The following is a 22064-nucleotide window of genomic DNA, read 5'->3' on the forward strand; positions in this document are numbered from 1 at the left end:
GGAATTTCTCGTCTTTTCACCCCGCGCAGCAGCTGAGTTTGGCTACATCCTTGTCGAAGGTTTGTGCGGCGAGTTTCAGCCCTTCGACCGTGGTCAAATAAGGAAAGATCGTCTCTCCGAGCGCCCGTGCGGTCATGCCGAATATCAGCGCCATTGCCAGTGTCTGAATCGTGTCCGACCCCTCCGGTGCTGCGATCTGACCGCCCAGCAGGCGGTCGGTCTTCGCGTCGGCCACCAGCTTAATCACGCCGCGGGTATCGCGTGCAGCGACGGCGCGGGGCACGTTGTCGAGCGTGATCACACTGGTTTTGACCTTGTGCCCCGCCGCCTTGGCCTCAACCTCCGAAAGGCCGACGCCGGCCACTTGCGGGTCGGTAAACACGACCCACGGCATCGCCGCGTTGTCATAGCGCATCTGCTCCAATCCAAGGGCATTGTTGATCGCCACCTTGGCACCATAGGCCGCCATGTAGACGAACTGGTCACGGTCAGTGACATCGCCCGCGGCCCAGACGCCGGCACGCGTGGTCGCCATGTCCTGACCGACCTTGATAGAGCCGCGTGCGTCGGTCTCGATGCCAAGCTCTTCCAATCCAAGGTTCTCGGAATTGGCGATCCGGCCGGTGGTCACAACCAGCCGTTCGGCGGTCAGATCCTCGGTCTTGCCACCCCGTTCGACAATCAGATTGACGCCGCCCGCAGCTTTCGCGACCGAGACGTAAGCAAGACCGGTCTCGACCGCGATGTCTTCGGCCTTCAGCGCTTGCGTCAGCGCCTGGGCCACCTCCGGTTCGGCGCCCGGCAGGAGGCGCGAGCGGGTCACTAGCGTGACCTTCACCCCCAGCCTTGAAGCCATTTGCGCCAGCTCGCAGCCGATATAGCCGCCGCCCAGCACCAAGATGCTTTCGGGCCGGTCAGGCAAAGTCAATAGATCGGTGGAATCGAGGGGCTCCACTGTGTCGATCCCCTCGATCGCTGGCAGGTGGGGGCGCGAGCCGGTGGCGATCAGGACGCGCGGGGCGGATATCACCCGTCCTCCAACAGCGACGCCACCCTCGACCAATCGCGCCGGGCCATCCTCGATATAGGTAACGCTTTTATAGGCGGGCAGCAGGTCTATATATTTCTTGTGCCGCATCTCCTCGACCAGATCGGTGGTGCCTTGCACTACGGCACCCCAATCCACCGCATGATCACAGGGCTCGACGCCCGGGAACCGGGCGGCCGACGCGCCGCCATGCACCGCCTCTGCGGCGCGGATCATCGCCTTGGACGGCACGCAGCCGACATTCACACAGGTGCCGCCGGTGGTGCCGTGCCCGATAAGCGCCACGCGCTTTCCGGCATCGGCTGCCGTGATCGAGGCAGAAAACCCGGCCGAGCCGGCACCAACGACAATGAGATCGTAGTTGTCATCGCGGGTTTCACTGGCAGTGCAGCAATCGTCTTTCGTTACAGTTTGGTCCATTGGTTCTTCCTTAGCTTGCGATCGGTATCGCGACACGGCCCCGATCAATAATTTTGAATCACACCATCGAACCGATGTCGGAGGCATAGCTCGGATAGGCGAAAATCATGGCCTTGATCTGGTTGGCGGTCTGCCCGGCACCCATGGCCATGGCGAAAAGATTGATCTGCTCCTCGGAGCCCGGCCCGATCAGATGCGCGCCGAGGATCTGTCCGCTGCCCTCTTCGACAAGAACCTTGAATCCGGTATGTTTCGCGCCGACGCGCAGCGACGAATACCAGTCCCCTGTCTTTTCGAAATGGGTGTCGAACTTCAGCCCCTGTTCCCTAGCCACCGCTTCCGACAAGCCCACGGTGGCCACCATCGGGAGGGTGAAGACTACCGACGGGATCGGCGGATAATCCACGGTACGCTCGTCTTCTCCAGCCAGCAGGTTCTTGCCTGCCACACGCCCTTCGAAGGCGGACACCGGGGTCAGCTTGGGCCCACTGGCAGCGCAGTCGCCCGCGGCGAAGATCGCCGGATTGGTGGTGCGCATCGCGTCGCTCACCTTGATGCCACGGCGTGAGTATTCGACGCCGGCGGCCTCAAGGTTAAGGCGATCGATATTGGGCACCCGGCCCGTGCCATGCACCACCAGATCGCAAGTGATCGTTTCGGTGCCGTCGGGAGTTTCCACCGTGACGGTGAATTCGTCGCCCTGCTTTTCGATCTTCGCCACCTTCGCCTTGGTGCGGAGATCGACGCCGAGCTCTTCGGTTGCCTCAACCAGCATTGCGACCAAGTCGGGATCGAAAGGACCCAAGGGGCGGTCCATCATCTCCAGCACTGTCACTTCGCGCGCGCCCGCCCGCTTGACAATATGGGCGAATTCCATGGCGATGAAGCCGCCGCCGACAAAGGCGATGCGGTTCGGTCGCTCAGGCAGTTCCAGGAATTCGGTGCTGGTGGTCAGATGCTCTTCGCCTGGGATGTTCAGCGTCATCGGCCGCGCGCCGGTGGCGATATGAAAATGCTTCGCGGTCAGGGTCTCGCCGTTCAACTCGATCGTATTGGGGCCGGTGAACCGTGCCAGCCCATGCAAGACGTCGATCCCCGCTTTTTCCAACCCGGCTTCGATGCGCGGTGGCATAGCTTCGGTGAAGCTGCGCTTGAAGGCGATCATGTCGGGCCAGTTGACCGAAGGTTGCGCCTCCAGCCCCTTGCCTTCCATGTTTTCGGCCCATTCGACACCCTCGGTGACCGCGACCAGCATTTTCTTGGGGTCGCAGCCGCGCAGGGCGCAGGTGCCGCCATGGGGTTCGCTGTCGATGCTGGCGACGCTCCAGCCTGCATCCGCGGCCATCCGGGCGACGCCATTTCCAGCGGTGCCGCCGCCGATCACGATGAGGTCATAGGTCTTGGTCATACCTGTTCCTTTCCTTGTGCCAGTTTCTCTTGATCCGGCTCACTGCTGAACTGCCTGATTTTCTGAGCCAGAGCGCATATCCCGCCACCGCCAAAGCGGCGGCAACCGAGATCCGCAGAGCAAAGCGGAACTCCAGCCAGAACAGCAGAGCCGAAAGAACAACCGCCAAGCCGATGAGAAGGGCTTTCGGACTGTGCCCTGGTCTGCCGGCTTGCTGCCACAGGGCATATGCAACCGCACTCAGCGAGGCGAAGAGCATCGGGAAAAGCGCGTAGTCGAGCCAACCAACAACGGCAGAAAGTCCGACCCCGGCGACGATCAGCACCAGGAACGGCGTGAAGCAACAGATCGCCGCAAATACGCTGCCGATGAGGCCGCGCCGCAAAAGGGTCGTGGGTTCATTGTTATTGTTCATGTCTGTCATGCTGTCTCCAGCTCCGAGTGCGGGTCGGTGAATGCGATCAGAAATCGCCGGACTCGACGATGTCCGCCGAATAGCCGGTGGCGCGGATTGCTTCGACGATCATGTCCTGATCGGCGGCCTCGTCATCAAAGGCGACGATGTAGGTGCCGGTGCCGAATTCCTCTCCTTCCATGAAGTCGATGATCTCGACCGAGGGAACGCCCCGCATGGCCGCCGCCACCGTGTAGGAGCAGGTCGGGCATGTCAGTTCGCCTACCCCGATATTGATGCGCTGTTCGGCGGCGCTGGCGGGGGAAGCTGCGAGAGTGCCAACGACCGCAAGGGCAAGATGGAGTGACTTCATGGGTTCGGCCTTTCAGTAGGACAGAAGGTATGGGGTGAGATAGGGAAAGATCATCGCGACGGTGACGATGGCGGTGGCAATCCAAAGAATGGATCGCATGAGTTTCCGGTTCATGGGGCGCGCGCAGGTGCCATCCGCGCAGGCCTCAGTCGGGATCGGACGGTAGGCCTTGTAGAATCCATAGCCGATGCAGGCGGCACTCAGCGCGAAGGTGATCCATTTGTACTGGTAGAGAACGCCCAGCTGCGCAATGAAAACGCCGGTAACGCCGAAGCTGACCAGCACCAGCGGCAGGATGCAGCATGAGGTCATCGCCAGCGCGCCAAGCGCGCCGAGCCAGGTTGTCGTCCATGCCTTTTTGTCGGCAGCCCCTGTTTCGTCCATTGCCGTCTGCCGGTCGGCGGATGTGGTTTCAGTCATGGTTCGAATCATCCTTGCCTCAGTGATGATCTCAATCTAGGGTCTGTAGCAGGTACAGGCTCAAGAGGGTCAAACGTGAAAAATCGTCACAGATCGGTGAAGGTCCTCAGGCGCGGAGATCTGGCCAGGCTGACCGGCTGCAATCTCGAGACCATTCGCTACTACGAGAACATTGGCGTTATGCCCGAGCCGCCGCGCTCCAGCAAAAACTATCGCGTCTACGATGATCGGCATGTCGCGCGCTTGTGCTTCATCATGCGCGCGCGCGAGCTTGGGTTCACGCTCGACGAAGTCCGCGATCTGCTCGCCTTGGTCGATGGCGGTGCCCAGACCTGCGGCGAGGTGCAGGGTCTGGCAAATTCGCATCTCGCCTCGGTCCGCGCCAAGATCGACGATCTCAAACGCATCGAACGCGTGCTGTCTTCCACCGTGGCGCAATGCACCGGTGACGATGTCCCTGAATGCCCTGTGATCGACGCGCTGACGGAGGTGACCTGAAGGGCCATAGTTGAGGACGCCCATGCATGTCAGCCAAGCGGACAATGGTGCCAGCGCCGTTGTTTGCGATCATTCGTTCCCCGCGGAGTCCTGCGTGGTCGCCGCATGTTCGGGGACCAGATAGCGCGGCACGATCCACAGATAGGCGACCATGCCGAAGAGCTCGACGAGCGACTGGAAGACGATGACCACGGCCGCCACGTTCCACTCCGGTCCAAGCACCAGCACCAGCGGAAGTACGACGAAGGAGTTGCGGGTTCAGAGCGAGAAGATGACCGTTCGTCACCCGCTAGTGGACAATCCGGCCGCCCGCCCGGTCGCCGCACCGAGAAGTGCTGCGGCGACGAGGTAGGCGACGTAGGCGCCCGCCACCTGCGCCAAAACCGGCAGCGCATCCCGTACCGCGTCGACTTGCGAGGCCGCGATCAGGAACACCACGACAGCCAGAAGCGGAACCGGCAGCCAGGCGAGGCGATTTACGATCGCGGCCCGCTCCGGGCGCGCCTCTGCCCAACGCTCCAGCAGGAAAGCCGCTGTGAGCGGCAGCAGGACAAGCGCCGCAAAGACGGCGGCAATGCGGTCGGCGGCGAGAAGCTCAAAGAATGCCTCGCCGAGAAAAAGCCAAAGGAAGAGCGGCAGACAGGCGAACTGAACCGCGAGGAGGATCGGTGTCGCGGACGCGGCACGCACCGCATCGCCGCGACCGAGATGGGTGAATGTGATGAACCAGTCGGTGCAGGGCACCAGCAGCACGACAAGCACCCCGAGCCGAAGCGCAGGATCGTCAGGCAGGAACGCGATCAGCCCCCAGACCAGCAGCGGCACCAGGACGAAATTGCCGATCAACATGGTGCCGATGAAACGCCGGTCGCGCGTCGCGCGCGGCAGGTGCGCTAGCGGCATCTGAGCGAAGGTAGTGAAAAGCATAAGCCCCAACACCGGCCAAAGCAGCGCCTCGAACACCCCCGAGATACCGGGGGCGAGCGAGCCCAAGACCAGACCGGAAAGGATGGCAGCGAGGTAGATCCAGGCTTGATGGCGTTCGAGATTTTGCAGCTTCATGTCCTGCCCCTGCTCTTTCCGAAGGCGATTTTCAAGAAGACATCACTGGACAGGCCATTGCGACAACGGCTCGTTCGTCGCTTGGAGCGTTGTATGGTCTGTCCGGTTTATACCCGCAGACCGGTCACGACCCAGTCGACAATGCTTTCATGGTAGTTGGGGACGTGGCGATAGCCGAATTGTCTCAGCCGATCAGCCGAACTCTTTGACCTCGAGCATCTGCAAAACGGTGCTCCTCACCGTTTCAGCCGTGCTGCGGATAGACGCAACATCGGCGCGCACAGATCGCTTCGACAATCAGTTTGTGGCGCGCCACATTCGGAACCGTCCTTGCCCTGTTAGCTCGCGGACCAGATCCCGCGCTTCCATCCAGGCGAGGTTGCGCTGGACAGCGGCGCGGCTGGCTCCGGTCAGGGCCTCGGCCATAGGGGCAGAGACCAGGGGCCATTCGGTCAGCACTCCGCGCAGGGCTGGCGGCGTCTTGCCCGAGAGTGGGGTCATCTCGGCTTCCGCCAGCGCCGACCATGTCTCGATATCGTCGAGGTGCCGCATCGCGGTCAGGCAGGCCGTTTCCATTTTCTCGAGCCAGCGCGCCAAACGTTCAGCCGGGGGGCCGCCGGCGCGCAGCGCCCCCGCCCCACCCATGGCCAGGGGTGCGAATATTGCCCCCTCGCCCTCATGCGCGGCAATGCGCGACGCCGTGACCGCCGCTTCCATTCGGTTGCTCTGCTGTCCGAGGCCCGCGAGGCTCCAGAGGTGAAACCCCATGCAGGCACGCGTGATCGGGTGCAGGTCGGCGGCTTGCGCCATCAGGTCAAGCCACCCGCCCGCGCGATCCGCGAAGGGCTCGGCTTCATCCACCATGTTCTCGGGGTCACGGCGATCGAGGAAGGCGGACAGGTCCACGTCTGGGCCGGGACCGCCTGTAAGACGCCGCACCGCCCATCCGACACGCGCAAGCGCTGCGGTGTCGTCCTGCACGCCGGACAAGCGCATGGATATCCAGAGCGCCAGCCGATCCGGGCCAATTCGGTCGCCTGCAAACCAGCTGAGGTCTGCCGCCTCGATCAACGCAAGCCTGTGCCGCCAGCCTTCCGGGCCACGCTTCAGACGGTCGTCTAGCGCCCCGATCCGGCCGGCCACACGGGCAAGGCGGGCAGCATGGCCCGCCTCGGCACGTCGCCAATCGTCAAGAACAGCGGTCTCACGCACTTCGGCCCTAGGTCCGGGCGGCAGATAATGCGGCTCCTCTTCCATCGGACCGGGCAGGAACCACAGGTCGTCCTCAGAAGTCTCTTCAAGCTCCTCCGCATCCTCAAGAGGATCATCAAAAATATTATACTTTATACATGCTTGAGGCTCCATATGTGCAAAATATGGCATTTTTGCATTTTACCCAAGGGTTTTGTCAGGGTGCGCCTGCACACTTTATATAGCACGTGCGCGCAATGGTCTGCGAGAGCTCGCTGATCGCGCTCAGCGTAAGGGAACCAAGGGCTTTGGACTGAACAGCCCCACAGAGCCGGCACTTGCATTCGCTTACAAACGGTCGTTTAGTAGCGATGCATTAAACTGCAAAAGGACTGTTTTGATGCCCCTGATCGGTTATGCCCGCGTATCCACCGAGGATCAGACCCCCCTGCCCCAGTCGCAGGCTCTGAAATCTGCGGGCTGCGCCGAGATCCATGAAGAACAGGCGTCTGGCGGCAATCGTGCACGGCCGGTACTGGCGCGGGTGCTGGAACGCGTATCAAAGGGCGACACGCTGGTCGTCGTGCGGATTGATCGCCTCGCGCGATCCCTGTCGCATCTGCTGGAGGTGATCGAGCGGCTTGAGGCCAAGGGCGCGTTCTTTCGCTCGATCCTGGACCCGATCGACACTGGATCCCCGCAGGGCAAGTTCACGCTGCAGGTCTTGGGCGCTGCGGCCGAGTTCGAGCGCGCCCTCATCCGGGAACGCACCAAGGCCGGCCTCGCCAGCGCGCGCTCAAAGGGCCGCGTGGGCGGAAACCCCGGACTGCGGGCCAAAGACCCTGCCGCTCTTCGCAAGGTGCGGCTCGCGCGACAGGACGGCTATATGGAGCGGCTGAACGAGACGGCTCAAGACTGGGTGCCTCATGTGCGCCGGTTGCGCCCCGACTTGGCTTGGGAGGATGTGTTGCGCATCATCAACGGCCCCTTGCCTGAGGCGCGTCGCTGGACCCAAAGCCGCCTGCTACGCGCTGTGAAGGCCTATGTCCGCGACGGCTTCCTGCCTGCCGAGGTACTGGCCCGCGCCGGGCGCCGCGAAACGGACGATCGCTTGCCCGCCATCGTCGCTGCCATCAAGGGCGCGGATCCCGACATCACGCTTCAGGCGATCTGCACCCGCCTGAAAGCGATGCGCGAGCGCACGCCACGCGGGCGGACAAGCTGGCAGCCGTCTTCGGTGAAAATGCTGTTGGAGCGGGCGGAACGACTTGGCCTCATGCCGTACGAATCGAGCCAAGATCAGGTGTAGCTTCTGACCCGAATCCAAAAAATTTCACTGGGAGAAAACTCCGCAGGAGGCAGAAAGTGCCATTAGTTGCTTGGGGTTAGCTGCTATTGTGCCAACTCAACAGAGTAGCGACTCGATTCGGTTAGATCTGCATTTAATATATCTATATCAATGACTTGCTGATTTTTTTACGCGGCAACACCTATAGGTGCTGTGGATAACTTTTGCACTACATCTAGATTCTTCTTGCCGGACTCGCTGGATCGTGGCATTCCCATTCTGACGGCAAATTGCGTCAGACACGTTGTGCGTCGTCAAAATGATCAAGAGCCTTAACAGAGGCCAAGAGCGGGCGGCAGGATATGGATGATCGAAACGTTGGATATGCGCAAGGCATAGGCTCTTCTGACATCGGCACGTTTGCCGACAATCTGGCCGAGTCCTTGGATCGGCAGATGAAGATCGCCTTCGAACCCGAAGAGCGTAAAGCCTTGCGGCGTTTCAGCTCGACCGAAGTTGCCGGTCTCCTGCGCGTAAGCACGTCTAACCTGCGCAACCGGCACAAGGACGGTAGCTTCCCGGAAGTGCATACTGATAACCGCGGGCACCGGTTCTACACAGCCCAAGAAGTGGACGAAGTGCGCAACATCTTGGAGCGCACAGGAAAGAACGCCGAATCGTATCGGCCAGGTCGACGCGATGGCGACCGACTTCAGGTGCTATCGGTCGTCAATTTCAAAGGTGGTTCGTCGAAAACAACAGCGACGATACATCTTGCACAGCGTTATGCCTTGCGCGGCTACCGTGTTTTGGTCCTGGATCTCGATCCGCAAGCAAGTTTGACCACATTTTTCGGCTTTCGGCCTGAGCTCGAGTTCGCCGAGGGCGGAACAATCTATGATGCTCTGAAATATGAGGATCAGGTTCCGCTCTCTGACGTGATCCAAAAGACCTACTTTCACAAGCTCGACATGGTTCCGGCGGGCTTGATGCTCTCGGAGTACGAAACCGAGACAGCAAACGCGCTCGCCCGTCGGATGCAGCCCATTTTTGCGGAGCGCCTCGCCTTGGCGCTCGAGGAGGTAGAGGCAGATTACGACATCGTATTGATCGACTGCCCTCCTCAACTCGGCTTTCTCACTCTCACGGCATTGGCGGCCTCTACGGGGCTCCTGGTAACCGTCGTGCCAGGCATGCTCGACATCGCTTCCATGAGCCAATTCCTGAAACTTGCGTCAGAAACGGTAAAGGCCGTGGAAGAAGCGATCGGACGGCGTGTGACATGGGATTTCGTCAAATTCCTGATCACAAGGTATGAGCCGTCAGACGGGCCACAGACCCAAATGGCTGGCTACCTGAGATCAATTCTCGCCGGCCAGGTCATGACTGAACCCATGCTGAAGTCTACCGCAATCTCTGACGCCGGAATGACCCAGCAAACCGTCTACGAAGTTGATCCCGGCCAGTTCATCAGGAAAACGATTGATCGCGCTCTAACCAGCGTGAACGGCGTTGCCGATGAACTGGAGCAGACGATCCAAATGGCATGGGGGCGTCGCTGATGGCCAGAAACATTTTCAACCAATCTCCGAAGGACGAAAAAGAGAGCGCGGCTCCCTCCCCTACCCTGCAAAAAGCTGCAAAGCTGCCCGGCTCTGTTGGCGGATTGCGGGACTCCTTGCGCGAAATCACGGCCAATTCGATCCGGGACATCGAACCCGATCAGATTGACATGGATGGCCTTCGCGATCGGTTGGTGCTGGAAGATACGAGTATCGACGAGCTTGCCAAGAGCATTCGCAAGCATGGCCAACAAGTGCCGATCATGGTCCGCCCATCGGGCCAACCCGACAGATACCGCATCATCTACGGTCGCCGTAGACTGGCGGCGATCCGCAAGATCGGAGGAACGGTCAAGGCAATCGTTCGCACATTGGACGACGACGCCTCGCTTATCGCGCAGGGTCAAGAGAACAACCTTCGACTTGATCCGTCTTTCATAGAAAAATCTTTTTTTATCAAAGAGATGCAGGAAGTTGGATATAAACCCGGCGTCATTCAGGATGCTTTGGGATTAACCCGGCAAGGCGTGTCCAACCACCGGGTCGTTATCGATCAACTGCCTGATGGGCTTGTTCAGCTTATCGGGCCGGCACATGGCATCGGAAGACGGCAGTGGGGTGATTTAGCGGCCCTATCGGGAAAGGTAGACTTGGTGAATTCGGCCAAAGAGGTGATCGCCGCCCTGCCCGACGACACTCCAAGCCCCGAGAGATTTCAGGCGGTCTATTCTGCTTGCTCGCACAAGGCGCGTGCAGACAAGAAACCGACCAGTCGCGGCGTGACGTCCGTCGTCAAGAATGAGAGCGGCGACACTGTCGGAACGCTGACAGTCGATCAGAAAGCGATCGCCATCAAGATCGCCAAAAAGGACAACCCGGAATTCGGCCAGTGGCTCGAGGAGCGTGCGGAAGCTACGCTTTTGCAACTCTTCGATGAGTGGCGGAATGAGAGCGGCTCTGGGTCCTAACCCAGGCCACATAGAGGAACCCGAGCAAAGGAGAAAAGCGAAGACCAGAAAGAAAAGAGCCCCCCAAAGTTTCCCTTGGAGAGCCCTCATCATTCGATTTGCACTCATGATGTAGCAACCTCCAGCAAACCGGTCAAGAGTCACCGATTCGGTGAACCGATTTTTATTGCCTTTTCCCAGATAAAATCTTGGGAGGAGACAGGGAAGCTGTGGGCCAAACGGTCATCGTGATCAAATCATGGCATTTACAAAACTATCAATCGAGGCTGCTGGTGCAGATGCATCATGCGGCTCAATTCCCGCATCTGAAATCGATATCTGGACCATCTTTCGGGCCCTGAGAGACGCGCGCAGCGTGTTCGGGCTTCGCCCTGGCCACATCCAGACCCTTCAAGCAATGCTCAGCTTTTTGAAACCTGGCCACGGCGAAACGGTTTTTGCGTCCAACTACACCATTTGCCAGCGCGTTGGCGGCATCGACGAACGGACACTCCGCAGGCACATCAACCGCTTCGTTGAACTCGGATTCATCAAGCGCAATGACAGCTCGAACCGAAAGCGCTACCGCGTCCGCTCATCCGGCGGGGAGTGCATCAGTTATGGATTGTCTCTCACCCCCCTGCTCCAACGTGCGAGCGAGCTTATCGCCATCGCGCAAGAGATAGAGAATAACCGGCGGGATCGGATATTTATTCGCAAACAGATCCTTACAAAGCTCGCCCATTTGGAAGAGCATGATCCCAGCAACGCATTCATCAACAACGCACGGAAAGCTCTACGCAGGAAGCTGAGCCTCCCCGAATACCACGCTCTGCTCGCCAATACAGATGCGGAATGCCAGAGTTTGTCTACCCCGGATGACCCACCTGAAACTATGGAATTGCCCGCCAATGACGGACAAACTGTCCGGCATCAATCTAAGTCTAAAGAAGAAAAAAAAGATTTAGATAGCAACATAGGCGATGAGGCCCTGAAACCAGACTTACTGACCTCAGTCTGCGATCAGGCGACATCGTTCTCCACAGAGAGACTTAGAAACTGGTTGGACATTGAAAACCATGCTCGAACACTTGCACCCATGATGGGCATTCACCCAGAAACTTTCGAGAAAGCCAAGAATGCTGTAGGAGCTCAGAAAACGTCATGCGCGATCTTCATCATGCTACAGCTCGGAAAACGTATCAGGGATTTTGGAGCGTACTTCCACAGTATCACCCTGGGTCAAAGGCAAAACCAATTTGATCCATTAGCTTTGATTCAGCGACTGTCTGAAACCAATGAGCAAACCGTCTAATGTCCACCGCGGTGGACTTCGAACGGGAAGCAGTGATTATGGCACCCACGACTGTCCAAACGCACCTAGCGGCGCGTGGTGGTTATTCCGTTTATCTCAGACCAACAGGTGTCCACCGCGGTGGACAAGTGACACACGAGCGAGCCCTGATGGAAATCTCGCCGGCCATGGAAGAAATCTGCGGTCAGGCATTACACCCTAAATCCCTTGAGTTATTGTGGGAGGTCACCATCACCAAAAAGGTTTGGAAAGAGCCGCTCTCGATAATCCAACGGAAACGCCAACCGAACGGGCGTCTTCGGCGAGGAGGAAGTCAGGTATCCAGCGGCAGTCAGTTTGCTCAGCGTGTTGCGAGCCGTACGCTCCGACGTCTTGAGCACAATCTGCGCCTCGCCACGTTCCAGCGCACCATGCCGAAGAACCGCCGAAATCAGTTCCGGTGCGCGCTTGTCATCGATGGTATCTGCAACAAGACGACGATACCGTTGATCCAACCCGCCAAGATCGAACAATTTTGCTGAGAAGGTGATCTGGTCGAGTGTCACCCTTAAGAACCATTCACTGAACGTCTTCAGCGCCGCTTCTGACAAATTCCCACGTCCATCGCGGTCCCCGCGGCGTGGGCTGTCGGCCAGATCCATCATCCGTTTGTACTCGCCCTGATCGGTTAGCCCGCGGGCCAGCCCACGCGATACGGACCAGAGCCCCTGGCCACCAATCCCCGCTGTGAGGGCCATGGCATGAGACATCAGTCTGCTGACACGGCCGTTACCATCCGGGAAAGGGTGGATGTAGTTGAGACGGTGATGTGCAGAGGCGATCGCAATGATCCGTCCGCTCGAAGACCGCGCCGCAATCTGAAATCGTTTGTCGAAATGGTCCATGAATGCCGCGACGCGCGACGAAGAAGGAGGTAGGTGGCGCCCGACCGCAACTTCCCGATCGTCATCCTGGCGCATGCGTCCCGGAACGATGGGTTCTTGTGTGCCGTCTGGATGTTCGATGACCCGAAACTCGTCAGGCATCTCGTCGTAGAAGCTCTTATGGACCCAAGTCAGGAATTCGACAGATGTGGGGCGGGGCAGGGTGCCTATGCGATGCATCTCGTCGATGGCCCGTTGAACGATGACGTGGGCCCGGGCCTCAAGGGCGAGAGGGCGGGTTTCTTCCTCAAGCTCGGCGCCAGCCAGCGCCCTTTCGATGTCGCGGGGGCGCGTGTTGTGTCCTTCGATCAGGTTGGAGTATTAGCAGTTCATCACGCGGACGAGATCGGCAAGCTCAGCTGCGCTGTCAGGATGCAGCCCTTGTCCCAGCCCGGTGGCTTCCCTCTGGATGTCGACCGAAAGGTCTGCCAATTCTGTAGGAATATGCTGCTCGAAGAAGCAGGGTTCGCTTCTGGCGGGTGTTTCTAGCATTTTTGCCAATCTTCTATGTTTGCAAAGTAATTGAAAAATATACCGATTTCGTATTTGCAAGCAAGGTTTTGCCGATATGCGTTTCCGATCTAAAATTGCTGTGTAAAATCAATAGCTTCGGCAGATGTGCCGGGCTTTCAGTTTTGTTGCGTGCCCAAAGGGCCTGGGAAAAGAGAAAGTGTTCTTCAGGTTTTGTGACTGACGGATGAGGGCCTTTGGGGTCCCTCAGATGGGTCCGGGCCGGTTTCCGGTCTGCCGTTCCTGATGAAGGGCATTCCCATGCAAACAGGTGTCTTGCGCGTGTTGCGCGCGACCGCTGCCTCGTGGTGGCGGCATCGCGAGCTTCGCCGAACCGGTCAGCTGGGGCTGGCGAAGCGGCTCGAAAGCGAGACCCTCCTGCGTGATCTCGGCCATCTCAGACAGGCGGCGACTTTGCCAAACGCGCATGTGATCTGCGGAGAGCGTGGGACGTTCCTCCATCTCGGTTGGACCACCGTTTCAACCTTCGCGCCGATCGAGCGCTTTCCCTTGGCCGCTCTTGCGGTCGCACGAGGGACCCCGTTCATCGATATCCGACCCGTCACCGATGTCATCGCATTCGCGAACTTGCCGCGGGTGGCGCGGGACAGATCTGTCGTCCCTGACCATTCAGGTGCCGGCCAGTCTGTCTCGCTGACCACCTACATCGACATGGTCGAAGCCCTCGGTGCCAGGATCGCCAACGATCCGCGGCCCTGTCGGTCAATCTGATCCTCAATCTTCTCACCACCACACGAAAGGACGCCCGCCATGGCCCGATCCCGCACGCCCAAATTCGATGCCTCCGAGGTCATCACGAACGAAATCATCCGCATCATCGAGCGCGGCGTCCTGCCGTGGCGCAAGCCCTGGACCGCAGGTGGCAGTTCTCGTCCCCTGCGCGTGGGTGGTGAACCCTACCAGGGAGTGAACAACTTCCTGCTGACAATGCGGACCGTGATGGCGGGCCACAGCTCTCCCTTCTGGATGACGCTGCCGCAAGCCAATGCCTTGGATGCAAAGGTCCGCAAGGGCGAGAAGTCCTCTGTCATCGTTTATTACGGTCAAAGCCGGAAAGACGCGGGCGCAGATGAGCATGACCGCAGCGACGGGGATGATCACTCCGATGAAGCCCGCATCTTCCGCTTCCAGAAATCCTACCGCGTGTTCAATGCCTGCCAGATCGAGGGCTTGCCCGACAGCTTCTTCCCCGACCCAGAGCCAGCGCCCGAGCATCCGCCGTCCGAGCCCATCCCGCACATGCAGGCGTTTTTCGATGCCATCGACATCACGACCGTCCTCACGGGGACGGAGGCGTACTATTTGCCGCCCGTGGACAAGGTCTACATGCCGTCGATCACGCGGTTTCAGGACCCGCGCAATTTCTACGGGGTCTGGGCCCATGAACTGGCCCATGCCACGAAAGCCCCCCATCGACTGAATCGCGATTTCGGGTTCTCGAAGTTTGGCAACACGTCCTATGCGCGCGAGGAGATCGTCGCGGAATTGACCTCGGTGTTCCTGGGTCAGACGCTCGGCTTCACGGCGCATACGCTCGAGATGAATGCCGCCTACCTTCACAACTGGTTACGGGTCCTTCGGTCGGACAAGGGTGCGATCTTCCGGCACGCCGCGGACGCGCAGCGCGCTTGCGACTACCTGATCGCCGGATCGGAGGCGGGCAGGGCAGGGCGCAGCGCCGAGGCCGCCTGACCACAAGGAGAACGGAGACTCGCATGTCACGCAAGGAACCCAAGACGCTGCGGGTGGCCTGCTTCGAAGACGGCCGCCGCAAGATCATCGTCCTCAAACGCGAAGCCTATTGGTGGAGCCCGTCAGAGGGCGCGTATCCGCTCTCGGCAGCACTTGAGAGCATCAAGGAACAGGGCGGCTGGATCGAAACCATCCCCAACCCGAATTACAGACCCAAGGGGCTGTTCGGGTAGGGCACCTTCTGCTTCGGTCCTTCCGCCAGGCAGAAAAGAAAAAGCAGGCTTTGGGAAGGGTGTTTCAAATTCTCAAAGGAGAGCCCCATGTCCATGACCGTTCAATCCCAGCCAGACCGTTCGGATCCGACGGTGATCGCGGCGCAGAACGACGCGTTTCGCAAGCTCGCGTGCCTTGGAGTGCCGCCCGCCCAGCCCATCCAGGGCCGGATGCATGTCACCCGCTCGCTTATGGAGGCCAGCGACGGCTTCATGGCCGAGGCGGTGAAGTCCACTGGTGAATTTGCAACATTCGAGCCTGAGAATGATCCCGAGGGATGGCACGATTTCGGAGTGGTCGAGATCCGGGGCGAGACCGTGTTCTGGCAAATCGATCTCTATGCAGCAGACTCGGATTTCCGCTACGGGGCCGAGACCCTGGACAATCCTGCCACGACCATGCGCGTGCTGACCATCATGCTTGCGCGGGACTGGTAGGCGAGGGGACACCCCTCAAACCTTACACGTCAAGCAATGAAGGCCCACTGGCCCCTCAAAGGGAGAGTGGGCCTTTTGTCGTGGTGATCCCTGAAGCCGGGGATTGGTCACGCGCGTGAGTGCGCGGGCCACACCTCACCCACCTGGAAGGATATCACATGACCACAAGCTTTGCCCCTCTCACCGTCGCCATCGGCGATCTGGTCCCGCATCGTGCCAATGTGCGCAGCAACTCTCCGGAAACCTATGACCCCGAGAACATCGCGCATCTGAAAGCCAGCATCGCCGTTCTGGGCCTGCTCCAGCCGCTCCTGGTCCAAAAGCTTGACGGCAAATACGCCGTGCTGGCCGGTGGCCGACGCCATGCCGCGCTGAAGGAGCTGGTCGCAGACAAGGCCGCGAAGGGGTTCACGGCGAAAACCAAGGTCGACTGTCGCCTTGTCCCTGACGACTGCGACATCACCACGGCGCTGTCGCTCGCCGAGAACATTACCCAGGCACCGATGAACGCAATCGACGAGTTCGAGGCTTTCGCCCGGATGATGGAGGCCGACGGCCAGACGCCTGAGACCATCGCCAGGACCTTCGGCACCACCGTCGCCGCCGTCAAAGGTCGGTTGCGCTACGGCCTGATCCACCCCGACATCCGCGCCGCGGCCCGGAGCAAGGTGATCACGCTCGACACGATGAAGGCCTTCGCCGAGCACCCGAGCCAAGAGGCGCAGCGCGAGGTCTTCGAGGCGCTCACGAAAGACGGCGGTTATCTGCAGGCCTACACCGTCCGTCAGGCGCTCAAATCCCGCGGTGTGCAGGTCAGCGACGATATCGGGGCTTTCGTGCGCGCGGACTACGAGGCCCGCGGCGGGGCCGTTGCAGCTGACCTTCTGGAAGAGCATTCCGTGCTGGAGGATGCGGCGCTGGTGGAAACCATCCTGCTCGAGAAGCTCGGTGCCGCCGCCGAAGAGGCCCGCATAAAGCTGGGCTTTGCCTGGGCCGATGCGATGGTCCGCTATGATTACGCGACCATGGCCGACTACGGCCGCGTTTATCCCGGCCCGATCGAGCCTGATGAGGCTGCGCAAAAGCGCGTGGATGAGATCACCGCTGAACTTGAGAAACTGCAACTCGAGATGGAGGATGAGGGGCTCGAAGACGATGCCTACAATGCCCTTTACGAGCGCGTGGACGCTCTGGAAGACGAAGCCCGCGATCTGCAGGAGGCCTACAGCGCCGAGGACCTCGCGCGGTCTGGGGTAATCGCGTCCTGGTCGGGCGGGCAGGTGACCCTCCATGTTGGCCTCGTCCGCCCGGAAGACACCGTCAAAGAGGAGGGCGCACGCGGCTCCTCGGCTGGCCCGACCGGGGAAGAAGCCCCGGACGCCGGCGAAATCACTTATCCTGCCTCACTGGCCGAGGACCTCAAGACCGAGCGGGCCATGGCGCTCGGGGCCGCGATGGCGCTGCATCCGGAGGCCACGCTCGATCTGACGCTCTTCAAGCTGGTCAGTGATGTTCTGGCCAGTGGCATGAGTGTCACGCAGGCGATCAAGATCGATGCCCGCAAGGAATACCGCAGCCATGCCAAGATGGACGAGATCGACGAGACCTCGCTTGAGCAGGTGGCGGCGGCGCATGATGTGCTGGACCTCTCCTGGCTCGATGACGCCCGCGCGCCCACCGATCAGTTCGCGGCGTTTCGCGCGCTCGATGCAGGGGAGAAGGCCAAGCTCGTGGCCTATGCCACGGCAAGTACCACGCAGTCCTGCTTTGCCCGGGATCGGCAGCGCGACAGCCTGATGCATGATTTCGAGATCGAGATCATGCCCGACATCCGCGCCCACTGGACGCCGAATGCGGCGCTCTTCAACCGCTTCAAGAAGGCTTGGCTCCTGAAGATCCTCGGCGAAGATCTGGGTCTCGCCCAAGAGGCGGTAACGCTCGCCTCGTCGAGCAAGAAGGAGATCGTCGCCTTCTGCGACAAGCTCTTCGCCGAACCCTTCGCCACGCTCACGGACGCGCAGCGCGCTGCCGTGGCCGCCTGGTGCCCGCCGATGATGCAGACCGCCGGTGTCGCCTGTGATGAGGCGGAGCCCACTGCGGAAACCGTGGAGCCTGACAGCGAGGTCGCGCAAGCGGCCTGAGCCATCACGCGACCCGCGCGTGGGCCATACCACCCGCGCGGGTCGACCCTCCCACACCCAACGGAAAGACATCCCCATGGCTATTCTCAAGTTCTCTGCCTCCGCTGTTGCGGCGCAAATCGCCCATGCGCGCGCCTGCAAAACCTTCCTGCCCAATTGGAACGGACCCGTGGACAGGCCCGCCCTGATCCTGATCGTCGGCACTGGTGTGCATCTGCGCTCAAACGGCATCGATGGCACGACCACCCGCATCGTCACGACCGAACAGGCCGATCCCTCCTTTGCCTTCGCCGACGGCATGAACCCGTTTCGGGACACCGACTGGATGGCGCAGCGCCGCATGACGTTTCGCGATCTGACCGGCCAGTTCTACACCGACATCCTAGATGACGTGCAGGTGCTCATCGACCGGGGGCGGGGCGCGATCCGGCTTGCCACCGATGGCCACAGTATCCGCGTCTTCGTGCGCCGGGCCTCGGATTATCTCATCGGCGGAACCTACGAGGTGCCCTCGGGCCTCGGCGGCACCTTCCGGGTCATCCTCAAGGATGCCTGCGACACCTTCGCGATCGTGCAGAACTGCGGCAATTGCGAGGATTTCGACGCCATGCAGCCCTACCGCGTGCCGCTCGATGCGCTGATGGAAATCGATGACCGGAGGGCGGCGTAACGCGCCCTTTCTCAAACACGCATCGCCAATACGCTGCCGGGCCTGCGGCCCTCTCGGGACATTGGCGACAACAATTTTCCCCAACGAGAGAAAGGACTCTGAGATGGGATGGCTCTTCTACACCGACGGCCGCGTCCAGACCTACGCGGATGAGAAAGCGGAGATTGCCCGGCTCTGCACCTCTCATGGCGACACGCAAAAAACCGAACTGGTCAAGGCCTGCAAGGTCGGCTCAACCTGGTATGCGGCGGCAAGGGTCACCAATCTCGACGGCACCCCTGTCGAAGACGCGACCTATATGACCGATGCGGATGGCTCCATCACGTTCGGGGCTGTCTTCCTCACCCGATACGATGACGGCTGCTGGGGCTACAAGGACATGGAGGAAAGTGCTGGCCCGAACGAATCTCGTGCTCCGCTTGGGCTGATCGAGCTTCTCTCCGATCTGAAAGACTCGGACAGCTACGCCCAGGACTGGCGCCAGCGCTGCCGGGATTGGGCTTCGATCCCGGACTACGAAGAAGGCGACAAGATCAGGCTCGCCGCGCCCGTGACGCTCACCGATGGCAGTACATGCCTAATCGTCACCGCGACACACTACAGGCGGGGTCGGCAGAAACGCCGCTGCTACCGCATCGAGGAAACCGGCGGGCTCGTGCGCCTGTCGAAAGCGACGCTCGCGGGCTCGGAGCTGCTCAGCTCCGCAAAGGGCGAGGCCAGTCCTGTGCTGGCGGAGTTTCTGGCGGGGCAGGACCCTTAGGGGCGCACTGCGAGTAGTGCGCGTACCGTCTCGATTTCCAGCACCCAGTTGCCAGTCGTTTCGTTGCGCCATCTTATGCAGCGGATGATCCGATCAAAATCATCCTGAAGGGCGCGCGGAAAAACAGGCTCATGGTGTGCGATTCTGTTGCGGAGCCTCCTCACGGCTTCAATGTCAGACCTTAATTCTGATCGGCGCTGGCTGGCAGCGACACCACGAGGCGCGTCCGGAAACACTGCGTAGAAATGATCGTCCCACAGTCTGCCTTGGTGCCTGTTTGTCAGCATCTTCTCCCAAAACACGAACTTCAGTTCGGCAACGACCTTTCCGGCAGTGGGTTGCTGTGCTGCGCAACCTTCGAGGTCTCGTTTGGGGCTGTATGCCGGACCGCGCGGGTTCGGTAACGAACGGATGAAGCCTTGTGTCCAAGGCCATGTTCCTCCATGGACAGCTTCGATTGCTTCCACGATAGCGTTTCGCAGCGCAACTTCCAAAACATGGAGTGGAACCATGAACGCGGCTGATACTTGAAGATTCCAGTGGTATAGGTGGAGAGCTCGCGTCCTATCATTGCCGGTTTCGCGCAGATAGGTCGCAAACCTAGGTGCGGATAGGACGTTCGGAAGGTGGTGTTCTTCATCAGCCGTGAACGGTGGATACATTGACAGTAAAGACTTTCGGTGCCATATAGGGCGTGAGCTTTGAGACTGCGGGCACTATGCCTCCCCTCATTGCACAAAGAAAGCAAAAGCCCGTCGCATTGCGGCGGGTTTTTCAGTTTTCTAATCTAACTCCGAAAAACCGTTTGATTGGCCGGTCGGCGATTGGATGCCTCTTGGTCTGAGCTCATCACCCCGAAAAGCGAAAGTGGGCTTTTTGTCCTTTGGAACTCAGACCCTGATCCAAAGGAAACCCCATGTCCAAGCCCCGCTCAACGCTCCCCAATCCTTTTGAATCCAACGCTAACTTCGCCTCTGCCCTCGCGCAGATCGGCGCGGAGGTCGACCACCAACCCCTGCGCAGTTCAGCGCTCGCGCGCATCATGCGCGAGAGGTTTCATGGCAGCGATGCTGGCGGTGCCTGGGACTGGCGCATGGCCTATGACCTGATGCAGGCCGCAGCCATCCAGGTTGTGCTGCGTGGGGACGGTGCAGCAGGTGACATCGCCGCTGCAAAGCTGCTTGCCTCGCGGCTGCTGACGGAAACGCGCCGGTCAGAGCAGCAGATCCGGCTGCAGCAGTTTTCCACGCCGCTGCCATTCGCGGCGCTGGTGGTGCGGGCCGCAGCGATCCGAAAGGGCGAGACCGTGCTGGAGCCTTCGGCTGGCACCGGTGCCCTGGCCGCTTTCGCCGCCCGGGCCGGTGCCACGCTTGTGCTCAACGAGATCGACCCCTTTCGCCAGCGCCTCCTGCGCGCGCTCTTTGGCGGCGAGGTCACAGGCTATGACGGCGAGCATATCGATGATCTGCTGCAGACGCCGGTTCTACCCGACGTCGTGGTGATGAACCCGCCCTTCGCCTCCTCGATCGATCGCTCCCGGGACAAGCACATCGCCGCCAAGCAACTTATCGGGGCTGCAAAGCGTCTTGCGCCCGGTGGGCGGCTGGTGGCGATCATGCCGCCGGGATTCACGCCCGAACTCGATGCCGCGCATTGGTCCCGCGCCTGCGGTCTCCTGACGCCGCGCTCGGCGCTTACGATGCCGGGGCAGGTCTACCGCAAGCTCGGCACCTCTGTCGAAACCCAGCTGATGGTCTTTGACAAGGTGCAGGAGGACGGCGAAATGATCCGCGTCCCTGTGCGGGATCTGGATGAAGCCTTGGCATATGTCGATGCCGTGGCCGCAACACGGACCGAGATGCGCCCGGCCCAACGGGTTGAAGCGATCCCTCATGCTCGACCGACCGTTCCATCATCTGCCCCGCGCAAGACCGCCGCTTCGCCTGTTGCCGCCTCCAAACCCCGGGCCAATGCCGTCCGTCCGCTCAGCTTCACAAGCTTTGAGACCCCGCGCGACAACACGCCGATCTCGGACATCTATGCGCGCTACCGGCCGCAGCGGATCGAGATTGCGGGTGCGCAGGAACATCCCACGCCGCTCGTTGAAAGCATCGCCATGGCCTCGGTTGCCCCGCCCATGCCCTCAAACATGGGCAGTGATGACTTGCGGCTGCCCGCACGGTTGATCGGGGAGGGACATCTCTCCGAGGCGCAGCTGGAAACCATCATCATGGCGCATGATGCCCATGGGCGCGATCTGCCCGGTCGGTTTACCATCGATGACGACCAGACCAAGCTGACGCGCGCCGATGATGACCCTAATGCACGGGCCTATCGCCTCGGCTATTTCCTCGGAGATGGCACCGGTTGCGGCAAGGGGCGCGAATGCGCGGGGCTCATCCTTGTGAACTGGCTGGCTGGACGCAGAAAGGCGATCTGGGTCTCCAAATCCGCCACGCTCATCGAGGACGCGATCCGCGACTGGACCGATCTCGGCGGCTCGCCAGCCGACATCCAGCCGCTCTCCAAATGGAAACCGGACCAGCCGATCCCGATGGGCGACGGTATCCTCTTTGTCACCTACGCCACGCTGCGGTCCGCGGGCAAATGCGGCACCACGAGACTGAGCCAGATCCTCGCCTGGATGGGTGAAGACTTTGACGGCGTTCTTGCCTTCGATGAGGCCCATGCCATGCAGAACGCGGCAGGGT

The 22064-nt window shown here is 60.5% G+C and carries 22 protein-coding genes and 1 pseudogene; 13 read left to right on the forward strand and 10 right to left on the reverse strand.

Annotated features, from left to right (window positions below; translation table 11 throughout):
* Window positions 1-16 precede the first annotated feature (16 nt).
* Genes merA through AB4M76_RS19535 form a run of 5 tightly spaced genes read right to left on the reverse strand, consistent with a single transcriptional unit; the run spans window position 17 to window position 4063 of the window.
* Window positions 17-1468 carry a mercury(II) reductase gene (merA, locus tag AB4M76_RS19515; protein ID WP_050672454.1) on the reverse strand — a complete coding sequence of 484 codons (1452 nt, stop codon included), beginning with the start codon at window positions 1466-1468 and terminating at the stop codon, window positions 17-19.
* Window positions 1469-1526: 58 nt separating this feature from the next.
* Entirely contained in the window at window positions 1527-2876 is a 1350-nt protein-coding gene (locus AB4M76_RS19520; protein ID WP_050672455.1) for an NAD(P)/FAD-dependent oxidoreductase, read from the reverse strand.
* Complete coding sequence (gene merF / locus AB4M76_RS19525) at window positions 2860-3300, reverse strand: mercury resistance system transport protein MerF (RefSeq protein ID WP_081285561.1); 441 nt, start codon at window positions 3298-3300, stop codon at window positions 2860-2862. Before merF ends, AB4M76_RS19520 begins: the two co-directional genes overlap by 17 nt.
* A gap of 37 nt (window positions 3301-3337) precedes the next feature.
* Window positions 3338-3643: a heavy-metal-associated domain-containing protein gene (locus AB4M76_RS19530; RefSeq protein ID WP_048535538.1), complete on the reverse strand. Its 306-nt coding sequence runs from the start codon at window positions 3641-3643 to the stop codon at window positions 3338-3340.
* A 12-nt stretch (window positions 3644-3655) separates the two neighbouring features.
* A complete protein-coding gene (locus tag AB4M76_RS19535; RefSeq protein ID WP_009824452.1) occupies window positions 3656-4063 on the reverse strand; it encodes a mercuric transporter MerT family protein in 408 nt (135 codons plus the stop codon).
* A gap of 96 nt (window positions 4064-4159) precedes the next feature.
* Here AB4M76_RS19535 and AB4M76_RS19540 point away from each other — a divergent pair, with 96 nt between their 5' ends.
* On the forward strand, window positions 4160-4561 hold the full coding sequence (locus AB4M76_RS19540; RefSeq protein ID WP_037953553.1) for a helix-turn-helix domain-containing protein: 402 nt from the start codon (window positions 4160-4162) through the stop codon (window positions 4559-4561).
* Window positions 4562-4630: 69 nt separating this feature from the next.
* Here AB4M76_RS19540 and AB4M76_RS19545 read toward each other — a convergent pair whose 3' ends face one another.
* The 3 genes from AB4M76_RS19545 to AB4M76_RS19555 form a co-directional block, all read right to left on the reverse strand.
* On the reverse strand, window positions 4631-4762 hold the full coding sequence (locus AB4M76_RS19545) for a hypothetical protein (protein ID WP_264753311.1): 132 nt from the start codon (window positions 4760-4762) through the stop codon (window positions 4631-4633).
* Window positions 4763-4843: 81 nt separating this feature from the next.
* Window positions 4844-5623, reverse strand: a complete 780-nt coding sequence (locus AB4M76_RS19550; protein WP_231886354.1) for an arsenic resistance protein — start codon at window positions 5621-5623, stop codon at window positions 4844-4846.
* 297 nt (window positions 5624-5920) lie between these two features.
* Window positions 5921-6988, reverse strand: coding sequence for a hypothetical protein (locus AB4M76_RS19555; RefSeq protein WP_076695219.1), 1068 nt, complete (start codon window positions 6986-6988; stop codon window positions 5921-5923).
* Window positions 6989-7214: 226 nt separating this feature from the next.
* On the opposite strand from AB4M76_RS19555, the gene AB4M76_RS19560 reads away from it, so the two are divergent.
* From AB4M76_RS19560 to repC, 4 genes are all read left to right on the forward strand, one after another.
* Window positions 7215-8123 carry a recombinase family protein gene (locus tag AB4M76_RS19560; RefSeq protein WP_093743745.1) on the forward strand — a complete coding sequence of 303 codons (909 nt, stop codon included), beginning with the start codon at window positions 7215-7217 and terminating at the stop codon, window positions 8121-8123.
* A gap of 341 nt (window positions 8124-8464) precedes the next feature.
* Window positions 8465-9664 (forward strand): plasmid partitioning protein RepA, encoded by a 1200-nt coding sequence (gene repA / locus AB4M76_RS19565; RefSeq protein ID WP_093743744.1) that lies wholly within the window; start codon window positions 8465-8467, stop codon window positions 9662-9664.
* Window positions 9664-10632, forward strand: a complete 969-nt coding sequence (gene repB, locus AB4M76_RS19570; RefSeq protein WP_244153709.1) for a plasmid partitioning protein RepB — start codon at window positions 9664-9666, stop codon at window positions 10630-10632. Before repA ends, repB begins: the two co-directional genes overlap by 1 nt.
* 238 nt (window positions 10633-10870) lie before the next feature.
* Window positions 10871-11926 (forward strand): plasmid replication protein RepC, encoded by a 1056-nt coding sequence (gene repC / locus AB4M76_RS19575; protein WP_093743742.1) that lies wholly within the window; start codon window positions 10871-10873, stop codon window positions 11924-11926.
* A gap of 212 nt (window positions 11927-12138) precedes the next feature.
* Here the strand turns inward: repC and AB4M76_RS19580 are convergent.
* Window positions 12139-13341: pseudogene (locus AB4M76_RS19580) on the reverse strand (Fic family protein).
* A gap of 264 nt (window positions 13342-13605) precedes the next feature.
* Here AB4M76_RS19580 and AB4M76_RS19585 point away from each other — a divergent pair.
* The 7 genes from AB4M76_RS19585 (at window position 13606) to AB4M76_RS19615 (ending at window position 19353) form a co-directional block, all read left to right on the forward strand.
* Window positions 13606-14091, forward strand: coding sequence for a hypothetical protein (locus AB4M76_RS19585; protein ID WP_093743741.1), 486 nt, complete (start codon window positions 13606-13608; stop codon window positions 14089-14091).
* Between the two features lie 39 nt (window positions 14092-14130).
* On the forward strand, window positions 14131-15072 hold the full coding sequence (locus tag AB4M76_RS19590) for an ArdC family protein (RefSeq protein ID WP_276153435.1): 942 nt from the start codon (window positions 14131-14133) through the stop codon (window positions 15070-15072).
* Between the two features lie 23 nt (window positions 15073-15095).
* Window positions 15096-15305 carry a DUF6330 family protein gene (locus AB4M76_RS19595; protein WP_093743739.1) on the forward strand — a complete coding sequence of 70 codons (210 nt, stop codon included), beginning with the start codon at window positions 15096-15098 and terminating at the stop codon, window positions 15303-15305.
* An 87-nt stretch (window positions 15306-15392) separates the two neighbouring features.
* Window positions 15393-15782, forward strand: a complete 390-nt coding sequence (locus AB4M76_RS19600; protein WP_093743738.1) for a DUF3768 domain-containing protein — start codon at window positions 15393-15395, stop codon at window positions 15780-15782.
* 158 nt (window positions 15783-15940) lie between these two features.
* Window positions 15941-17923, forward strand: coding sequence for a ParB/RepB/Spo0J family partition protein (locus tag AB4M76_RS19605; protein WP_093743737.1), 1983 nt, complete (start codon window positions 15941-15943; stop codon window positions 17921-17923).
* A 76-nt stretch (window positions 17924-17999) separates the two neighbouring features.
* Entirely contained in the window at window positions 18000-18593 is a 594-nt protein-coding gene (locus AB4M76_RS19610) for a regulator (protein WP_093743736.1), read from the forward strand.
* 103 nt (window positions 18594-18696) lie between these two features.
* Window positions 18697-19353, forward strand: coding sequence for a hypothetical protein (locus AB4M76_RS19615; RefSeq protein WP_093743735.1), 657 nt, complete (start codon window positions 18697-18699; stop codon window positions 19351-19353).
* On the opposite strand, the gene AB4M76_RS19620 is transcribed toward AB4M76_RS19615, so the two are convergent.
* Entirely contained in the window at window positions 19350-19865 is a 516-nt protein-coding gene (locus AB4M76_RS19620; protein ID WP_244153708.1) for a hypothetical protein, read from the reverse strand. The two genes, AB4M76_RS19615 and AB4M76_RS19620, sit on opposite strands and share 4 nt — an antisense overlap.
* A 404-nt stretch (window positions 19866-20269) precedes the next feature.
* On the opposite strand from AB4M76_RS19620, the gene AB4M76_RS19625 reads away from it, so the two are divergent.
* A partial coding sequence (locus tag AB4M76_RS19625; RefSeq protein ID WP_368443837.1) for a strawberry notch-like NTP hydrolase domain-containing protein occupies window positions 20270-22064 on the forward strand: 1795 nt, incomplete at its 3' end.

The organism is Sulfitobacter sp. PS-8MA (assembly GCF_040933935.1).
In the GTDB taxonomy this organism is placed as follows: domain Bacteria; phylum Pseudomonadota; class Alphaproteobacteria; order Rhodobacterales; family Rhodobacteraceae; genus Sulfitobacter.